Origin of the sequence: Nocardioides sp. (genome assembly GCF_047602075.1) — a bacterium.
Classification (GTDB): domain Bacteria; phylum Actinomycetota; class Actinomycetes; order Propionibacteriales; family Nocardioidaceae; genus Nocardioides.
Window position 1 is genome coordinate 1,116,514 of the sequence record NZ_JASGIF010000002.1, and the last position, 18,156, is coordinate 1,134,669.

At 67.5% G+C, this 18,156-nt stretch carries 16 protein-coding genes; 10 read left to right on the top strand and 6 right to left on the bottom strand.

Annotated features, from left to right (window positions below; genetic code table 11):
* Positions 1–14: 14 nt before the first annotated feature.
* Positions 15–1,217 (top strand): UDP-galactopyranose mutase, encoded by a 1,203-nt coding sequence (glf, locus tag QM714_RS18080; RefSeq protein WP_415102727.1) that lies wholly within the window; start codon positions 15–17, stop codon positions 1,215–1,217.
* Positions 1,218–1,244: 27 nt separating this feature from the next.
* Here glf and QM714_RS18085 read toward each other — a convergent pair whose 3' ends face one another.
* Positions 1,245–2,279, bottom strand: coding sequence for an endonuclease/exonuclease/phosphatase family protein (locus QM714_RS18085; RefSeq protein WP_415102728.1), 1,035 nt, complete (start codon positions 2,277–2,279; stop codon positions 1,245–1,247).
* 413 nt (positions 2,280–2,692) lie between these two features.
* On the opposite strand from QM714_RS18085, the gene QM714_RS18090 reads away from it, so the two are divergent.
* The 4 genes from QM714_RS18090 (at position 2,693) to QM714_RS18105 (ending at position 7,605) form a co-directional block, all read left to right on the top strand.
* Entirely contained in the window at positions 2,693–4,066 is a 1,374-nt protein-coding gene (locus QM714_RS18090; protein WP_415102729.1) for a phospholipase D-like domain-containing protein, read from the top strand.
* Between the two features lie 10 nt (positions 4,067–4,076).
* Positions 4,077–5,216 carry a hypothetical protein gene (locus tag QM714_RS18095; RefSeq protein ID WP_415102730.1) on the top strand — a complete coding sequence of 380 codons (1,140 nt, stop codon included), beginning with the start codon at positions 4,077–4,079 and terminating at the stop codon, positions 5,214–5,216.
* A 5-nt stretch (positions 5,217–5,221) separates the two neighbouring features.
* Positions 5,222–6,415, top strand: coding sequence for a hypothetical protein (locus QM714_RS18100; protein WP_415102731.1), 1,194 nt, complete (start codon positions 5,222–5,224; stop codon positions 6,413–6,415).
* 188 nt (positions 6,416–6,603) lie between these two features.
* The gene (locus QM714_RS18105; protein WP_415102732.1) at positions 6,604–7,605 is read left to right on the top strand and encodes a hypothetical protein; all 1,002 of its coding nucleotides are present in this window, start codon (positions 6,604–6,606) and stop codon (positions 7,603–7,605) included.
* Between the two features lie 11 nt (positions 7,606–7,616).
* Here the strand turns inward: QM714_RS18105 and QM714_RS18110 are convergent, their stop codons facing one another.
* The 4 genes from QM714_RS18110 to QM714_RS18125 form a co-directional block, all read right to left on the bottom strand.
* Entirely contained in the window at positions 7,617–8,744 is a 1,128-nt protein-coding gene (locus QM714_RS18110; RefSeq protein WP_415102733.1) for a hypothetical protein, read from the bottom strand.
* Positions 8,745–8,799: 55 nt separating this feature from the next.
* Positions 8,800–9,057, bottom strand: a complete 258-nt coding sequence (locus tag QM714_RS18115) for a DUF6752 domain-containing protein (RefSeq protein ID WP_415102734.1) — start codon at positions 9,055–9,057, stop codon at positions 8,800–8,802.
* Positions 9,058–9,129: 72 nt separating this feature from the next.
* Positions 9,130–10,713 (bottom strand): LicD family protein, encoded by a 1,584-nt coding sequence (locus QM714_RS18120; RefSeq protein ID WP_415102735.1) that lies wholly within the window; start codon positions 10,711–10,713, stop codon positions 9,130–9,132.
* Positions 10,710–11,009 carry a DUF6752 domain-containing protein gene (locus tag QM714_RS18125; RefSeq protein ID WP_415102736.1) on the bottom strand — a complete coding sequence of 100 codons (300 nt, stop codon included), beginning with the start codon at positions 11,007–11,009 and terminating at the stop codon, positions 10,710–10,712. Before QM714_RS18125 ends, QM714_RS18120 begins: the two co-directional genes overlap by 4 nt.
* Before the next feature lie 140 nt (positions 11,010–11,149).
* Here QM714_RS18125 and QM714_RS18130 point away from each other — a divergent pair, with 140 nt between their 5' ends.
* Both QM714_RS18130 and QM714_RS18135 read left to right on the top strand, forming a co-directional pair.
* Positions 11,150–11,884: a sugar phosphate nucleotidyltransferase gene (locus tag QM714_RS18130; protein WP_415102737.1), complete on the top strand. Its 735-nt coding sequence runs from the start codon at positions 11,150–11,152 to the stop codon at positions 11,882–11,884.
* Between the two features lie 5 nt (positions 11,885–11,889).
* Positions 11,890–12,927 (top strand): iron-containing alcohol dehydrogenase family protein, encoded by a 1,038-nt coding sequence (locus QM714_RS18135; RefSeq protein WP_415102738.1) that lies wholly within the window; start codon positions 11,890–11,892, stop codon positions 12,925–12,927.
* Positions 12,928–13,007: 80 nt separating this feature from the next.
* Here the strand turns inward: QM714_RS18135 and QM714_RS18140 are convergent, their stop codons facing one another.
* Positions 13,008–14,249, bottom strand: a complete 1,242-nt coding sequence (locus tag QM714_RS18140) for a hypothetical protein (RefSeq protein ID WP_415102739.1) — start codon at positions 14,247–14,249, stop codon at positions 13,008–13,010.
* A gap of 94 nt (positions 14,250–14,343) precedes the next feature.
* On the opposite strand from QM714_RS18140, the gene QM714_RS18145 reads away from it, so the two are divergent.
* Genes QM714_RS18145 through QM714_RS18155 form a run of 3 tightly spaced genes read left to right on the top strand, consistent with a single transcriptional unit; the run spans position 14,344 to position 18,049 of the window.
* Positions 14,344–16,362 (top strand): glycosyltransferase, encoded by a 2,019-nt coding sequence (locus tag QM714_RS18145; protein ID WP_415102740.1) that lies wholly within the window; start codon positions 14,344–14,346, stop codon positions 16,360–16,362.
* Positions 16,359–17,255 carry an ABC transporter permease gene (locus tag QM714_RS18150; protein ID WP_415102741.1) on the top strand — a complete coding sequence of 299 codons (897 nt, stop codon included), beginning with the start codon at positions 16,359–16,361 and terminating at the stop codon, positions 17,253–17,255. Before QM714_RS18145 ends, QM714_RS18150 begins: the two co-directional genes overlap by 4 nt.
* Positions 17,252–18,049, top strand: a complete 798-nt coding sequence (locus QM714_RS18155; protein ID WP_415102742.1) for an ABC transporter ATP-binding protein — start codon at positions 17,252–17,254, stop codon at positions 18,047–18,049. Before QM714_RS18150 ends, QM714_RS18155 begins: the two co-directional genes overlap by 4 nt.
* Positions 18,050–18,156 lie beyond the last annotated feature (107 nt).

The window sequence follows — 18,156 nt, forward strand, 5'->3', positions numbered from 1 at the left end:
AGGAGTCCACGTTCGTGTCTGACCAGCCAACCACCCAGCCATCGCCCGACCTCGTCATCGTCGGGTCCGGATTCTTCGGGCTGACCATCGCCGAGCGCTGCGCCAGTGAGCTGGATCTCAACGTGCTCGTCCTCGAGCGACGCTCCCACATCGGCGGCAACGCCTACTCCGAGAAGGACCCGACGACCGGCATCGAGGTGCACAAGTACGGCGCGCACCTGTTCCACACCTCCAACGAGCGGGTGTGGGAGTACGTCAACCGCTTCACGTCGTTCACCGACTACAAGCACCGCGTCTTCGGCAAGTATCAGGGCCAGGTCTACTCCTTGCCGATGAACCTCGGCCTGATCAACCAGTTCTTCGGCCACAGCCACACTCCCGACGAGGCCCGCGCCCTGATCGCCGAGCAGGCCAGCGAGATCGCCACCGAGGACGCCACCAACCTCGAGGAGAAGGCCATCTCCCTGATCGGGCGGCCGCTCTACGAGGCGTTCATCAAGGGCTACACCGCGAAGCAGTGGCAGACCGACCCCACCAAGCTGAGCGCCGAGATCATCACCCGCCTGCCGGTCCGCTACAACTTCGAGAACCGCTGGTTCAGCGACACCTACGAGGGCCTGCCGGTCGACGGCTACACCGCGTGGCTGACCAAGATGGCCGACCACCCCAACATCGAGGTGCGGCTGAACACCGACTTCTTCGACGTCGCCGACGACTACAAGGGCAAGGTGCCGATCGTCTACACCGGCCCGGTCGACGAGTACTTCGGCAACTGTGAAGGTCGTCTCTCCTGGCGCACCGTCGACCTGGAGGAGTCCGTGGTCGACGTCGACGACTTCCAGGGCACCGGCGTGGTCAACTACAACGACCAAGAGGTGCCGTTCACTCGCATCATCGAGTTCAAGCACTTCCACCCCGAGCGAGTGAAGACCCACCTGCCCGGCAAGTCGGTCATCGTGCACGAGTACTCCCGGTTCGCCGACGAGAACGACGAGCCGTACTACCCGATCAACACAGCCGAGGACCGTGCCAAGCTGTTGAAGTATCGCGAGCTGGCCAAGGGCGAGCCGATGGTGCTCTTCGGGGGCCGGCTCGGCACCTACAAGTACCTCGACATGCACATGGCGATCGGCTCGGCCCTGTCGATGTTCGACAACTTGCTGCGCCCCCACTTCGCCGACCATCGGCCGCTGGAGAGCGGCGGCGTCGACGGGTAGGAACTGACCTCGCTCGCGGGATGAGGATCAGTCGGTCTTCGGCTGCGGGGCCAGCGTGGCGGTCGCGTAGATCAGCGGGTGGTCGGAGATCCGCCCGATGGTGCTGTTGTCTCGCACATAGCCGGTGAAGCTGACCCCCGAGGGACTGGCGAAGATCCAGTCGATGCCGTTCGTGCCGGGGAGTCGGCACGGTGAGGAGGTGCCGCCGTTGGCGGCGATCGCGCGGCCGCCGGCGGTGACTCGGCAGAACGCCTCGCCACGCTCGTTGAAGTCGCCGGTGAGGAAGACCGGATAGCCGGATTGGGCGCGCAGGCTCGTCATCAGGGCGGCCTGCTTGGCGGTAGCAATGCTGCGCCACTTCTGGTTCTGCCCGCGCTTGCCGCTGCTGATCGGGTTGTGGACCGAGATGAACCAGGCCTTGCCGCCCGTCGCCTTGTTCTCGAGCAGGACGTAGGGGAGTGGCACCTGATTGCCGCGGAAGTACGGCGTAGTCCCGGTGTGCGACTCCACCAGCGTCCACACGGCCGGATTCCAGGCGATGGAGTTGCGGACGCCGCGGGTGCCCATCGACATGCCCGGGAAGACACCCCAGCCGGTGGCGTTGACGAAGGCGAAGTGCTGCTTGGGTTCGTACTCCTGCAGCCCGATGACCGAGATGCCCAGTCCGCGGATCTTGGCGGCGGCCGACCGGACCCGTGTCGCTCCGTCCGCGTAGCGGGACTTGTTGCCGCCGTCGCTGTGGGAGGCGCCCAACACGTTGAGGCTGCCGACCCTGAAGACGGTGGGCTTCGCCTCGGCCAGCGCCTTCGCCTCTGCGCGGTCCCTGAGCGTGACGACCCGCTGCGCCTTGGCGGAGATCTGCTCTGCAGTCTTGCCCTGGGTCATATCCGAGCCGGGCGGGATCACCAGCAGGTCGGGGATCTGCCTCTGGGTGACGCCGCCGCTGCCGGGAAGGACCGGGATGGCGACAGCGGCCGAGAGGTCGGCCGACCCGCTCGCACGCTTGGTGGGGTCCGCTGACGCGGCGACGACGCCTAGCACCACACCGGTCAGCGCGACCACACCGACAACAGAGAGCAACCGGGTGGTGCGCGGCCCCGGCTGGCGTGAGCGGGACGAGCGCGACTCACCGGGGCGCGCCTGATCCGGGCGTGACACCCGAGATGGCCGCGGCCCTGCGTGCTTGCCCACGCGATCGTCACCTCTCCAGATCACTATGCCCGAGCGGACCCGCTGAGTCCGCTGAGTGGTGCCCGTCACAGGTGCCTGGGTCGGCGTGGTCGGGCCCGTCGAATCATACTCTGCCGGCTGCTGCGCGGCGGCCGTTCGGATTGGACGGATCCTCCGGTTATCCTGGTGGGCGCCATGGGCCCTGGAGCGGGGCCAGAGTCGAGGGTAGGTATCCAGTGCGCCGTCTTTCCGTCATCTGTGGGGTGCTCCTGGCCCTGTCGCTCGTGCTCGAAGCTGCTCCCGCGATGGCCTACCAGCCACCGCCGGGAGCGCGGTTCAACGTGCCCAGGCCGTGGGGCAACGACACGCAGCGTTTCGAGCTCGTCCGGACGGTCGAGAAGGCGATCAGGAAGACGCGCCCGACCAAGAAGGACCCGAAACCGTTCATCTTGATCTCGACCTTCCTGATGGACCGGAAGAAGACCACGGACGCGCTGATCGGCGCCTGCAAGCGCGGGGTCTCGGTGCGGGTCATCTTCGACGAGGACATCGCCAGCCGACCGAGTCGTCGGCTGATCACCACCCTGAACGCCGACAACGTCAAGGACCGCAACGGCGACGGGAAGCCCGATCACAAGCCGCGGCGCGGACCCTGCAACACCAAGCGGCACAAGGTCGACGCCCAGGGCAAGCTGGTCCGGGACAAGACCGGCGATCCGGTGATGGTCCAGCCGCGCAAGCTGATGTCGACCAAGGCCGCGCTACGCAGCGTCAAGAAGCCGCGGAGCACCCCGGTCACCTGGGGCAAGGACCGCAGCTACGTCAAGAAGTGCAGTGGGAGCTGCCGGGGCGCCGGCGGCAACATGCACTCGAAGTTCTACGTCTTCTCCCATTCGGGCAAGGCCAAGAACGTCGTCATCGTGAGCTCCTCCAACCTGAACATGGGCGGCGCCCTGCTCGGGTGGAACGACATGTACGTCATGACGGGCCGCCCGAAGAGCGTCGCCGCCTACAAGCGGATCCACCTCGACATGACCGACGACGTGCGAGCCCCGGTCAAGAAGGTGCAGGTGAACGACGGACCGTTCACCAGCCGGTTCTTCCCGATGCGCAAGGCCACCAAGCGCAACGACCCGACGATGCAGGACCTCAACAAGATCAAGTGCACGAGCGCAATCGGCCGCACCCAGGTGCACGTCTCGATGTTCTATTGGAAGGGCAAGCGCGGGAACTACATCGCTGACAAGCTGTTCAGTCTGGCCCATCACGGCTGTGCCGTGAACGTCATCTACGGTGCCCCGTCCCGCCAGATCGCGGCCCGGCTGCGCAATGCCGCCGCCCACCACGTGATCAATCTCTACGACAGTCGTTGGGACCTCAACGACGACGGCACCGCGGACGTCCGCACCCACGCGAAGTACGTCCTGGTCAAGGGCACGGTGGGCTCGGACCGCTCGTCGTGGCAGGTCTGGACGGGCACTCAGAACTGGGTCGCCGGATCGCTGTCCAAGGGTGACGAGAACAGCCTCAACATCCGTCTGAAGTCTGCCTACAACAAGTACTTCGCCGACTGGGTGCGGATCCGCAAGCACTCCCGCCGACTGCCCTACAGCCAGTACCCACCGGCGGCCAAGGGCAAGCAGTTCGTCGGTATGCGCGCGCCCACCCTCTACCCGTGAGCGCCTCTCCGTGAGCGCGGACCCCGTATCGCGGCAGCGGGTCGTCCTCCACGTGGGGACACCCAAGAGCGGTACGACCTTCCTGCAGCGTGCGCTCTGGAAGAACCGTGACGAACTGCGTGCGGTCGGGGTGAGTTGTCCAGGGCATCGGCAGCAGGACATGTTCCACGCCGCGATCGAGGCTCGAGAGGCCTTCGACTACTGGGGCCACGACCGCGAGCAGCTCGTCGGCACCTGGCGTCGGCTCTGTCGCGACGCGCAGCGGTTCTCAGGCACCACGGTGATGAGTCACGAACTGCTCAGCGCCTGCACCGAGGAGCAGGTCTCCGCCTGTCTCGCTGACCTCGACGGCCTGGAGGTCCACGTCTTGGTGACGGTGCGCGACCTGGCGAAGCAGGTCACCTCCGAGTGGCAGGAGCGGGTCAAGAACGGGTCGACCACGACGTTCGCCAAGTTCCAGCGGCGGATCGAGCACCAGCTGGACGGTGGCGAGTTCACCTCGCTGTTCTGGCGCTACCAGCACGTGGTCGGCGTCTTGGACCGGTGGGCCGATGGCCTCTCTGCCGATAGAGTGCACGTCGTGGTGGCGCCGCGCAACAGTGCGGACCCCACGCTGCTGTGGCGACGCTTCGGCGAGGCGGTCGGCTTCGACGCCGCCGACCTCGACCCGACGACCCCGGGTCGCGCGAACCAGACCCTCGGCACGGCGCAGGTCGCCGTCCTACGCAAGGTGAACAAGGCCCTCGACGGACGCATCAAACAGCCTCGCTACGGGCGGATCGTCAAGAATCAGCTTGCCCAGCAACTCCTGGCTGCACAGCCAGCCACCAAACCCGTCTGCCCTCCCGAGCTGGTCGAGAGGCTCCGCACGCTGGCCGAGACTCAGAATCAGGTGCTGCACCAACGGGGGTACCGCGTGTACGGCGACCTGGCCGACCTGGTGCCGGCATCGCCGGACCCGGCGACGGTCGCCCCCGACGACGTGTCAGCGGAAGACGAGGTCTCTGTGGCGGTTCGGGCCATCGCCGACCTGCTGGCGGCCCGGGCCGCCCGTCAGGCGCGCGACGGGGGCGCGACGTCGGAAGGGCCAGCAGATGCCGCCTCCCTTCTGACGCGCATGCGGCGCCGAGTCGGCCGGTCACTAGGGTGACCGGCATGGGTATGCCTGGTGAGGGCGGGGCGCGGCGGGTCGTGCTGCATGTCGGGAGCCCGAAGACCGGCACGACCTTCTTGCAGAACGTGCTGTGGTCCCAGCGCGCCACCGCGCGCGAACAGGGACTCCTGCTGCCGATGGAGCGCTTCAACGACCACTATCTGGCCTCTTTGGACCTGCGTGGCCTCTCCCGCCGCCCGATCCACCCCCCGCGCGCGATCGGGATGTGGGATCGGATCGTTGCGGAGGTGGCCGACTGGTCTGGCACCGCGTTGGTTTCGCACGAGCTGTTCGCCGCGGCCACCGCCGAGCAGGCCGCCGCCGGGGTGGAGTCGCTGCAGGCGGTGGGGGCCGAGGTGCATGTGGTGGTGACCGCACGGGACCTGGTCCGGCAGGTCGCTGCCGAGTGGCAAGAGCACGTCAAACATCGCTCGACGAAGACCTTCGCCGACTTCGTAGCGGAGGTGCGCGAGGACGACGCCCGCACCGGCTGGTTCTGGAAGGTGCAGGATTTCGCAAGCGTGCTGGAGCGCTGGGGGGCGGGACTTCCCCCGGCGCAGGTGCACGTGGTGACCGTGCCGCCCCGCGGCACATCTTCCGAGCTGCTGTGGGGCCGGTTCGCCAGCCTCCTCGATGTCGATCCGGAAGCATTCAACACCGCCCTGCCTCGGTCCAACAGCTCGCTCGGCGCCGAGCAGGCCGAGCTGTTGCGGCGTGTGAACCTCGAGCTGGGGGAGCGGCTGCCACTGCCCGGTCCCTACCCGCTGGTGGTCAAGAACGTGTTGGCGCATCGGATCTTGGAGAAGCACCCAGGCACTCGACTGGCCCTGGCGCCAGACGACGCCAAGTTCGCGGTCGCAGAGTCGCGCGCCATCGCCGGCCGGCTCGCTGCGTCGGGAGTCGATGTCGTCGGTGATCTCGAGGAGCTGGTGCCCGAAGCGGCCACCGTGGCCGACGAGGATGCCTATCGCACGCCCGACGCCGAGACGATGCTCACCGACAGCGTGTCCGCCATCGCCGACCTCCTCGTCGTGCTCAACGAGCGGCGCCGCGTGCAGCGCCGGGCGGAGGACATGGCGAGTGCCGCGCAAGAGACGCCGATCCGCTTCGCGCTCGTCCAGGCCGCGCGCACCCGGCCGCTGCTCGGTCGAGCACACGGCGTCTACCGCCGCCTCCGCGGAGCGCCCGAGGCCTGATCTCGACGGAAGTCGGGTCCGAGTCGGCCGGTCGAGGTCGTCGAGGCCCGCGAGAACCTGTCCAATTCTGTGAAGGGTGTGACAGGGCGCAACTTCTGTGACTAGAGTCGCTCAAGTGAAATTCGCATCGTCACACATTCAACTCCCCTCGATGATGCGACACGCCGAGGACTCGAAAGGTTGATCCGATGAGGTCCACAGCCCGCCGCTTCCCCCGCGCGGCCCGGCTCAGAGTGTCCGTTCTAGCCGCCGGCGCCGCCGTTGCGCTGGTAGCGACCCTGGTCCCGAGCGCCGCCGAGGCAGGCCCGACCGCGACGAAGACGAAGGGTGACCCGGTCACTGCGACGATCCGGATCGCGTCGTACAACGCCGGCTCCATGGTCCGGGTGCCCAGGACGGTGTCCGATGTGAAGGCGCTCATGGACAAGGGCGCCGACATCATCGCTCTGCAGGAGATGTCGAGCTGGAAGAAGCGCAGCAAGATCCAGAAGCGCTTCGTCGACTGCGCGACCTGCGTGTACGACGCCTGGATGCCGGTCAAGGCGGTCCCGGGTGGCCAGCCGATCCTCTACCGCTCCGACAAGTTCACCCTGCTCGGCACTGGCATGGTGCAGGTCTCGCCGGACACCTATGTCGGCCCGCGGGGCGCTGGCCCGTCGACGATGAGGGCGAAGTACATCATCTGGGCGCGGCTGCGGGAGATCTCCACCCAGCGCCAGGTCTACGTGCTGAACAATCACGCGGTGCCGACGGTCCAGCAGGGCAACGGCAGACCGAACAAGCAGAAGAAGCGGTTGCAGCTCTACCGCATGCACATGGACGGCCTCAGGGCGCTCATCGACCAGATCAAGACGACCACCGGTGGTTCGATCTTCGTCCTGGGTGACCTGAACGTGAACTACCGCAGTGACCGCGTCGTCAAGGACCCGTTGTTCCCCTTCTACAACATGGGACAGGTCGGCGCGGCGGCAACGTTCGAGACGCTGGGCATCCCCGATCGTGGCACCCATGTCCTGCCGAACGGCTTCGACAAGCGCATCATCGACTACGGGTACTACGTGCAGCGCCGCTGGGTCACCCCGGTCGCGCAGCAGATCGTGGTCGGGTTGCACTCCGACCACCGGCCGCTCCTGGTGGACTACACGCTGCAGAGCAGGGGCTGCTTCCGCCACCACGCGTCGGTCTGCTGACCGGAGAGTCGTCAGCCGTGGGTCTTGCTCCACGCCCGGCGCAGTCGCCCGGACACGCGGCGGACGAACCCGCGCGGAGTGTGTCCCTGAGCTCGTCTTGCGCGGGCGCGCCAGCGGTCGCGCGACTCGGTCAGCTGCTTGACGTCGCGGATCATCTGCTCGATCGCGCGAGCCGCGACATCGACGATCTCGGCATCGGTGACGTCGTCCGGGGAGAGGCCGGTCTGGCGCGGCTGGACCGAGACCAGGTCGTCCAGGTCGCCGATCACGGGGTAGCCGGCTTCGCGGATCACCTCCACGGCGTGTTCGGACCTTGCGGTCAGCGCAGCGGCCTGTTCGGGGCGCGGGCCGAACCGCTCCCCGCGTTGCGGGACCAGCACCTCGTGCCCGAAGTAGTGCCGCACCCAGCGGTGTCGCACGTTCCCGGCGGTCAGCGGGCCGGAGAGGTAGGGCTTGACCCGCAGGAGGAGAGCTGCCTGGGCCGCGCCGATCGACTCGTTGGCGTAGTGGACGTCCAGGTCGAAGTGGTTGTCGTCGATGCCGATCGCCTCGCGCCAGCGCTCCCACAACAGTCCGCGTGGAGCGCCCGGCGGAGGCACGGTGACCACGGTGAGCTGCTCGGGAGGCACCGCAGCGGACCAACGCCCCAGGACACGGGGAATGTCTTGGGAGTCCCAGCTCCACGCGCCCTTCAGCCGATTGGCTAGCGCCGCCTCCATGAACTGGTCGAAGGAGAGCGAGGAGTTCATCTTCAGCGCCTCCTGCCACACCGCGGGGAACTGGAGCACATAGGAGCGCACGGTGACCACGACGTGCACCTTGGCGGGGGCGAGCGCCTGCACCGCGGCGATCGCCTGTTTCGCCGACGCCATGCTGAAGAACTCGTGTGACACCAGGCCGTCGCCGTCCCACGCAGCGAGCTCGTCGATGAGGCCCTGCCACGCGCCATGGTGCTTGCGCTGGGCGGCTCGGGAGATCCCGCGCACCGCCTGGGACGCGTGGTAGTGCTGCATTCGATTCCTGCCGGGGTAGCAGAATCCCTGGTCGGCCAGGGCATCCCGGTTCTCCCACATGGTCGTCTGCAAGAAGGTGGTCCCGGTCTTCGGGAGGCCGATATGCAGGTGGACTCGGCGCGCCATCGTCTCTACCGACCGGCCCGGGTGGTGGAGGTGGCGGGCGTGGTCGCAGCGGGGATCACAGCACCGCCGTGTGGGCGTCGAGATAGCGCTGCACGCGCTCCTCGTCCTGCTGGGCCATCGGCACCAGCAGCTCCTCGACCAGATCGAGCAGCTCGGCGACCCGCACGTTGAGGCGCCGTGCCTCCTGGAGGTCCTCCTCCAACTCGGCGACCCGCTCGCGGAGTGCGGTCAATTCGCGTCTGGTCGAGCCGGGAGCCACCTTGGCGACCTTGCGCAACGCGTCGCGGCCGGCGGCTGCGGGACGGTCGTTCATCTGGGCACAACCCCTTGCGAGTGGTCATCGGTCGGTCGGCGTCAGGCTACTACCCCCGCGGCGCCGAGCTGCCTACCGCTGCCAGGTCGCGACCAGCCGACAAACCTGGGGGTCCTCCTCGTCGAAAGGAGCCAAGCCCTGACCCTCCTGCCGGTCGAGGATGCGGCCGCCGCGGGCCTCGATCTGGGCGACGACGTCGTCGGGATCGAGGAACTGCCGGCCGCCCTGAGGGAAGTGATGCGGCAGGTCGGCGTCGGCGGTGGTGCGGAACTCCAAGAACAGCCGCCCCCCCGAACGCAACGACATGGAGGCGAGGCGCAGCAGGTTCTCCCGGCCGGGAGCGGTGAGGGAGTGCAGCAGGAAGCGACCGTAGAGGTCGACCGGAGTCTCGGAGCGGGCGAGGCGGGTGCCCAGGGCGAGCACCTGCCGGGTGTCGTAGAAGTTGGCCACCTCGAAACTGATCGGGAGCTCGCGCGCGCCCTTCTTGGAGGTGGTGCGGTTCATCACCCCGATGCAGTAGTCGATGGCGGTCACCGGCCGCCCCTTCTTGGCGAACCACAAGGTGTCGCGGCCGTTGCCGGCGCCCAGATCGACGATCGGGTGGTCGGCGGGATAGTTGCGGCGCACCCACTTGGCGAACTTCGTCGGCTTGGTCGGCAATGCGGAGCGATGCGAGCCGTAGAACGTGTCCCACTGCTTGCGTCCGGTCCGCAGGCCACCGAACCAGCCGCCGATCCGGCGGGCCAGCCAGCGCGGCGTCTGGTACTTGAACGACGGGTCCGGGGTGCGCCAGCCCTCGCCGTACGTCGCCGCGAGCAGCGCCTCGTAGTCCGCGGGAGCGGGCAGTTGGCGGCCAAGAAGCTCGACCGTCGTCAGCGGAACGATCGCGTCGCGCTCGATCCGGAAGCCGGTGTCCTGCGGCATGTAGTAGACGCCCTCGACCCAGTGCGAGGTGAACACGTCGACGTAGCGCATGGTGCCGTCACTCAGACGCAGCCGGACGTTGATCCGGGCTCCGGAGCCGCGGCGCACCGACCAACCTCGCTCGGAGAGCGCACGCTCGATCCGGTAGGCCTCCCGGATCACGTCGACCGGGTAGTCGTAGGAGCTGACATAGGCCAGGTCGACGTCGTTGTCGTGGCCGATCAACCGCCCGTTGCGGACGGCACCGAGCAGCGTGCCATAGCTGATGTACGCCGGCACGCCGCACTCGTCGTTCAGCACCTGGAGCAGCCGCTCGATGTGATCCATCAGCTCGTCGAGGGTGTCTTGACCCTCCGAGGAGAGCGGCCTGATCAACTTGCCGTACTTGTCGAGGATCAGCGGGTGGCCGTCCTTGTCGGTGACGCTGACGACCTTGTCCTCGGCGCCCGCGAACACATGCTCCCCGGTCGCGAGGATCGTCTCGGAGACGTGATCGCGGAGCACGACCTCTGCCCGCCCCGCCAAGTAGCGATGCAGACCCTTGGGCCACGCGGCGACCAGGTGACCGCCCGACTGCTGGGTGTCACGGGCCGGTTGGAGGGACCAGACATGGAGGTCGTTGAGCAGCACGTCGTAGGTCGTCTCGGGATCGAGGTCGAGAGGCAACCCGATGCGCTGATCGGTCAGCTTGAGCGTGGAAGAACCCACCGTGGTCACGTGGTCCTCGGTCACAGGGGGACGGTGTGGCTGTCGAGGAACGCCTTGACCCGCTCCTCATCGCGCAAGGAGAGCGGGACCAACAGCTCCTCGACGATGTCGAGCAGCTCCGCGACCCGTCGGTTGAGCCGCCTGGCCTCTTGCAGATCGGCCTCCAGCTCCGCCACCCGACGACGTAGCCGACGGGTCTCGGCGACCTTGACCTCGAGGTCGTCCAGCCGCTCCTTGAGCGCGGCGAGATCCGCGGATCCGCCGCCGCGGCGCAGGCGATCCAGTGCGCGCCGTCCACGGCCCGGCGACTGGTCGTTCATCTGTGGTGCACCCCCGGTCGACGATGTGGCGGGAAGCCTACTACGCGAGCCGGGTCCACCCGGCAGCCGCCGCGACGATAGCCTGCGGGCGGTGGTTGACCTGCAGCACACACAGAACGGGCGACGAAAGTGATGGGCGCATGATCGGCATGGTGCTGGCGGCGGGAGCCGGCAGGCGGCTCCGGCCCTACACGGACACGCTGCCCAAGGCGCTGGTGCCGGTGGACGGCGACACCACGATCTTGGATATCGCGCTGCGCAACCTCGCCGAGGTCGAGCTGCGCGACGTGGTCATCGTGGTTGGTTACGCCGCGGACGCGGTCGAAAGGCGACGAGCCGAGCTCGAACGCCGCTACGGCGTCTCGCTGACCTTGGTGCACAACGACAAGGCGGAGATCTGGAACAACGCCTATTCGTTCTGGCTCTCTCGCGAGCACCTGACCGACGGCGTACTCATGGTCAACGGCGACACCGTTCACCCGGTCGAGGTCGAGAAGACCCTGCTCGCCGCTCGTGGTCCCGACGTCGTGTTGGCGGTCGACACCGAGAAGGTGCTGGCCGAGGAGGAGATGAAGGTCCAACTCGGGCCGGACCGAGAGTTGACCCGGATCACCAAGCTGATGGATCCCGTTACGGCCGACGGTGAGTACATCGGCGCCACCCTGATCGAGGGATCCGTGGTGCCCGCCCTGGCCGACGCGCTGCGGGCCACCTTCGAGCGCAACCCGGATCTCTACTACGAGGACGGCTACCAGGAGCTGGTCGATCGTGGCGGCCGGATCGACGTCGCGCCGATCCCCAGCGGAACCCGCTGGGTGGAGGTCGACAACCATGACGATCTCGCCATCGCACGGGAGATCGCGTGCCTGTACTAGCTCGGATGCTGGCCAGTCCGCTGTCGCTGGACATCCGGTCCGGCGCCGTGGACAACCTCTCCGCACTGCTGCACGAGCGCTACATCTCGACGACCGGCAGTGTGCTCGTCGCGGTCGGTCCGTCGCAGGGTGAAGAGATCTGGGCGCGCATCGCCGACTCGCTTCCCGACGCGACGCTCTTCCGGGTCCTCGACGCGAGCCTGGCCTCGGCCGGTGAGTTGCAGGGCGTCCTTGGCGAGCGCGGCTACGACGCGGTGGTCGGCATCGGCGGCGGTCGGACCTTGGACGTCGCGAAGTACGCCGCGACTAGGGCCGCCTTGCCGATGGTCGCCGTCGCAACGAACCTGGCCCATGACGGGATCTGCTCGCCGGTGGCCTCACTGGAGCACGCGCACGGCAAGGGCTCCTACGGAGTCGCGCTGCCGCTGGCCGTGGTGGTCGATCTGGACTATGTCCGTGCGGCCCCCCGCCACCTGGTCAGCGCCGGCGTCGGTGACGTGGTGAGCAACACCTCCGCGATCGAGGACTGGATGCTGGCCCACCGCGAGCGCGGAGAGCCGGTCGACGGGCTGGCGATCGCCTTCGCGCGCACGGCGAGCGAAGCCATCCTGCGGCGCACCGACAGCGTGGAGTCCGAGGACTTCCTGGTCGCCTTGGCCGAGGCGCTCGTGTTGTCCGGGATGGCCATGTCGGTCGCCGGCAGCTCGCGGCCGTGTAGCGGCGCCTGCCACGAGATCGTGCACGCGATCGACCAGCTCTACCCCGGCGTGTCCAACCACGGTGAGCTGGCCGGCGTCGGCGCGCTCTATGCGACCCTGCTCCGGGGTGAGCCGGAGCGTTTCGCGCAGATCTCGGAGTGCCTGGCCCGACACGGCCTGGGTCGCAACCCCTTGGACATCGGCCTCACCGAGCCCGAGTTCGTCGAGGCGGTGATGTCGGCCCCGAGCACGCGGCCCGATCGCTACACGATCTTGGAGCACGTCGGGTTGAGCACCGAGGAGGTCGCTGGCCGGGTGAGTGAGCTGGTCGCACTGACCAGCTGACGGCGCTGACCAGCTGACGGCACTGACCAGTTGGCGCGGGTCGGCAAGCAGCGTCGACTGGTCCGGGATCAAAGCCGGGGTCAAAGCAGGGCGGCGCACTCCAGCACGAGCTGGGCCACATCGTGGGCCGCTTCGTCGATGACCTTGTCGTCGACCTCGTCGTCGGGCTCGGCCACCGCGTCGGCCAAGATGTCGGCCGCGGTCAACGTCAGCTGCTGTGAGTCGTTCCCGGCGGCGAGGTGGTCGCGGAGGCGCTCGAGGCCGAGGCGGCAGCTAGTGGCGGCGACCAGCAACTCGGCGTTCGTCGGCGGTGGGATCGACTTGGGTGCGGGCGCCGGTGTGGTCACCAGGTCGTCGAGGGAGCCGACGACCCGCAGCTCACGCTCCTCGATGGCTCGGCGGATGGCGGCGTTCCACCGCGCCGTACGCCGCATGCCGCGCTGGTCGAGTGCCGCTCGCCGCTCGACGCCCGCACGCTTCTCCAGCACCGAGCGTGAGAGGAACCCGCGGACCAGCTTGAAGTAGTCCTTCTTGGACATGTCGGTCAGGTGCAGGTTGACCCGGCGCAGGAACTCGACCGAAGGATAGCCGAGCGAGACGTTGGAGCGGTTCGGCGCCTCGGTGCAGACCGAGGGCCGGACGTGGAGGACCTTGGCGAAGCGGTTCCACAGCGCGCCGGGGTCCGAACCACTCGGCGGGACCGTCACCACGTGCAGCGCTTTCGGGCCGACGAGCGGGAGCCAGACGTCGAGCATGCGGGGGACGCCCTGGGCGCGTTGGAAGAGTCGCTGCGGTTTGCGGGAAGGCAGCTCGGCGACGCGCACCCGCAGTGACCTGCTGAGCCCGCGCTGGTAGCGATCGAAGGTGAGCACGCCGCCGTTGCGGATGCTGGTCTGCCACTGACCAGGGAGGGTCGACTTGGCATCGCGCACCGTCAAGATCACGTGGACCTCAGCCCCTGCCAGCGTCTCCAGCAGCCGCGCCGCACGCTCCTCGTCGAGGAAGCTGAGGTACTCCGACGAGATGACCGAGCAGCGCCCACTGAACTCCATCGCCTCGCGGACCAGCGCCATCCAGCGGGGCGCTCTCGTGGCAAGGTCTGACTCCGGATTCCGCAGCACCGCCATGGCCTGCAGCACGCCGTTGACCTGCGCAAGCCGGGCATCGCCGGGGAGCAGGCAGCCGGCGTCATGCAGGTGCCTGCGGTTCTTGGCCATCAGGTCCTGCAGGTAGGTCGTCCCAGTCTTGCTCGCTCCCACATGAAGGTAGACGATCGGCTCCACCGGGTGGCCTAGAAGGCGACGCAACCAGCGGGGGGCCATGGCCGGAACGCTAGCAGGGAAAGCGGGTCAACGACCTCTCCGCTGGTACCTTAAGTTCCGTCCCCACGACCGGTGCGATGACGAAGGAACATGAGTGAACGACAGCACCAGCGCGACCCTTGAGCAGCCCCTCGACAACGCAGACTTCCGGGTCGTCCAGCGGACCATCATCCGGCCGGACCAAGAGTTGGACGTGCGGGCGCTCTATATGGGCGGTATCTCCTCGTTCACCGGTGGAGACGCGTCGATGCGTCAGTCCGGCAGCGAGTTCGAGGTCGGCAAGGACAAGGACAAGGCCGCCGTCGAGGCGATCGGCGGCCTGAGTGGCTTCGGTCGGGTCGACACCGAGGGCGAACTGGTCGTCGACCCCGAGCGGCGGGTGACCTTCGCGACGTACTTCAACGCCTTCCCCGCCAGCTATTGGCGACGCTGGACGGACTTCTCCGCGGTGCGGCTGGTGGTCCGGCTGCGTGGTGAGGGCAACCTAATCGTCTATCGGTCCACCTCGAAGGGGCACTCACTGCGGGCCGACTCCTGTCAGGTCAACTCCGAGACCGCGCAGACCTTCACCTTCGACCTTCCGCTGAAGCCCTTCATCGACGGCGGGTGGTACTGGTTCGACGTCGAAGCCGCCCATGCTGAGCTGGTGCTCGAGGAAGCGGTCTGGGGCTTCGAGACGGAGAAGACCACGTCGGGTCGGGTCACCATCGGGATCACCACCTTCAACCGACCCGACTTCTGCGTCGCCCAACTCGTAAACCTCGGCCAGGACGAGCCAGTGCTCGAGATCCTCGACGAGGTGGTCGTGGTGGACCAGGGCACCCAGAAGGTGACCGACGACCCGGACTACGCCGCCGCCGCGGCCGCGCTCGGTGACAAGCTCCGGGTCATCGAGCAGAAGAACCTCGGCGGTTCGGGCGGCTTCTCACGCGCCATGAACGAGGCGGCGCAGCGCGGGTCGTCCGACTACGTGCTGCTGCTCGACGACGATGTCGTCTGCGAGCTCGAGGGCGTGCTGCGGGCCGTGGCGATGGCCGATCTCGCCAAGGAGACAGTCCTGGTCGGTGGCCAGATGCTGAGCCTCTACGACCGGTCGGTCATGCATGCCTATGGCGAGACGATCAAGAAGTACCGCTGGTTCTGGGGTCCCGCGCCGGCCACCGTGCACGGCCACGACTTCGCGCGCAAGCCGTTGCGCTCCACGGCCTGGCTGCACCGCCGCGTCGACGTCGACTACAACGGCTGGTGGATGTGCCTGATCCCGACCTCGGTCGTCAAGGAGATCGGCCTCTCGCTGCCGATGTTCATCAAGTGGGATGACGCAGAGTACGGCCTGCGCGCCGGCGCCGCGGGCTACCACACGGTCACCATGCCCGGTGTCGCCGTCTGGCACGTGCCGTGGACCGAGAAGGACGACACGATCGACTGGCAGGCCTACTTCCACGAGCGGAACCGGTTGATCTCCGGTCTGCTGCACTCGCCGTACGAACGCGGCGGCAAGCTGGTCCGGGAGAGCCTGGAGAACCACGTCAAGCGGCTGATGTCGATGCAGTACAGCACCGGCGAGACGATCCTGCTGGCTCTGCAGGATGTGCTCGACGGGCCGGAGCGGATGCATCGCGACGTGTCCTACCGGCTGGGTGAGGTGCGTGCCATGCGCGCCGCGTACGACGACGGTCAGTCCGAGGGCGCGTTGGACGAGTTCCCGACCCCGCGGCTGAAGAAGCCGCCGCGTCGCGGCAAGGGTGTCCCGGTCCCGACCAGCATGGTCGGCAAGGCGAAGATGGCTGCCGTCGGGCTGGCGCGGCAGGTGCTGCCCGTGCGCGAACTGGCCGGCCAGGCGCCGGAGAGCATCGTGCCGCACGTCGACCAGCGCTGGTTCCGGCTGGCCCATTTCGACTCGGCGATCGTGTCCTCGGCCGACGGCGGCTCGGCATCCTGGTATCGCCGCGACCGCGCGCAGTTCCGCGACCAGATCGCCCGGTCGACCAAGCTGCACGCGAAGCTCTACCGCGACTGGCCGGAGCTGGCCGAGCGCTACCGCACCGCGCTGCCGGAGCTAGCCTCGCCCGAGACGTGGAAGCCCACGTTCGAAGGCCTCGTCGAGGAATGACACTGCCGGTGATCGAGCCGGAGCGCGACCTCGGCGATGTGCCGCTCGCCCCGCCGACAGCGGGCAACGGGCTGCTCGGGGTGTTGGAGCGCCGCTACCTCTTGCGGCTCCTGGTTCGGCGGGAGATCAGTGCCCGTTACCAGGGCTCGTTCTTGGGCCTGCTCTGGTCCTACGTCAATCCGCTCACCCAGTTCCTCATCTACTGGGGGCTGATGAGCGGTCTGCTGCAACTGCACAAGCAGGTGCAGAACTTCGGCATCCATATCTTCGCCGGCATGGTCGTGGTGCACTTCTTCATCGAGACCTTCGGGGCCGGGACCCGCTCGATCGTGCGCAACCGCTCCATCGTGAAGAAGATGGCGATGCCGCGGGAGATGTTCCCGGTCGCGACGATGCTGGTCTCGCTGTATCACGTCGTGCCGCAGGTGATCGTGCTCACTATCGCCTGCCTGTTCTACGGCTGGTGGCCGACGCCGATCGACCTCGTCGCCTTCATCCTCGCGGTGCTTCTCATCGGCATCCTCGGGCTCGCGTCGGCACTGATGTTCAGCGCCGCCAACGTCTTCTTCCGTGACTTCGGCAATGTGGTCACGGTGCTCAACCATCTGGTCCGCTTCGGCGTGCCGATGATCTACCCCTTCGCGATCGTGCAGGAGCGCTTCGGAGAGGCGGCGCAGTTCTACCTGCTCAACCCGTTAGCGGTCGCCGTGCTGCTGATGCAGCGCGCCTTCTGGGTCGGCACCACCCCCGACCCGGCGCACACGATGGCTACCGACCTGCCCGACCACATCATGGTGCTCGGGGTCGCCATGGTGGCCTTCTCCGTCGTGCTGCTCCTCGTCTCCCAGCTGATCTTCAGCCGGCTCGAGAACAAGATCCCGGAGCGCCTGTGACCACCTCCATCGTCTGCGAGAACGTCACCAAGACCTTCACCCTTCGCTACCACCGCACCATCAAGCAGATCTCGGTGGCAATGGCGCGGGGCGACGAGACCAGCCGCACTATGCGCGCGGTCGATGACGTCTCCTTCACCGTCGAGCAGGGCGAGTCGATTGGTCTGATGGGCCTCAACGGCTCCGGCAAGAGCACCTTGCTGAAGCTGATCAACGGGGTGATGAGGCCCGACTCCGGCTCCGTGCTGACCCGCGGCCGGATCGCCGGCCTGATCGCAACGGGGGCTGGCTTCCACCCCCAGCTCACCGGCCGGGAGAACCTCTATCTCAACGCCGCCATCTTGGGGATGTCCGAGCGGGAGACACAGCGGAAGTTCGACGAGATCGTGGAGTTCGCCGAGCTCGGTCACCGGCTCGACACCCAGGTCGGGCACTACTCCTCCGGTCAGAACGCCCGGCTCGGCTTCGCGATCGCGATCCATGTGGACTCCGACATCTTCTTGGCCGACGAGGCGCTGGCCGTCGGCGACAAGCCCTTCAAGCGCAAGTGCATCAAGAAGATGCTCGAGATCCGCGACAGCGGGCGGACCCTCTTCTACGTCAGCCACGCCGCGGGCTCGGTGCGCAAGATGTGCAACCGCGTGGTCGTGCTCGAAGAGGGTCGGGTCGGCTTCGACGGTGACGTCGACGAGGGGATCCGCTACCTCCACTACGAGTCGGACGACGAGGAGGGCGCCGCCGAGGAGAACGACGTGGAGGAGTACGGCGACGAGGACACCGGCGACGACATCTAGCTCGTCACCCCGCCTCCAGCGCGTCACTAGCGCCGCCCTCGCCTCGATTCGGTGAAAATCTCCGGGGCACTCGGCGTGTCGAGTGGAAATTACAACTCTGTAGTTAC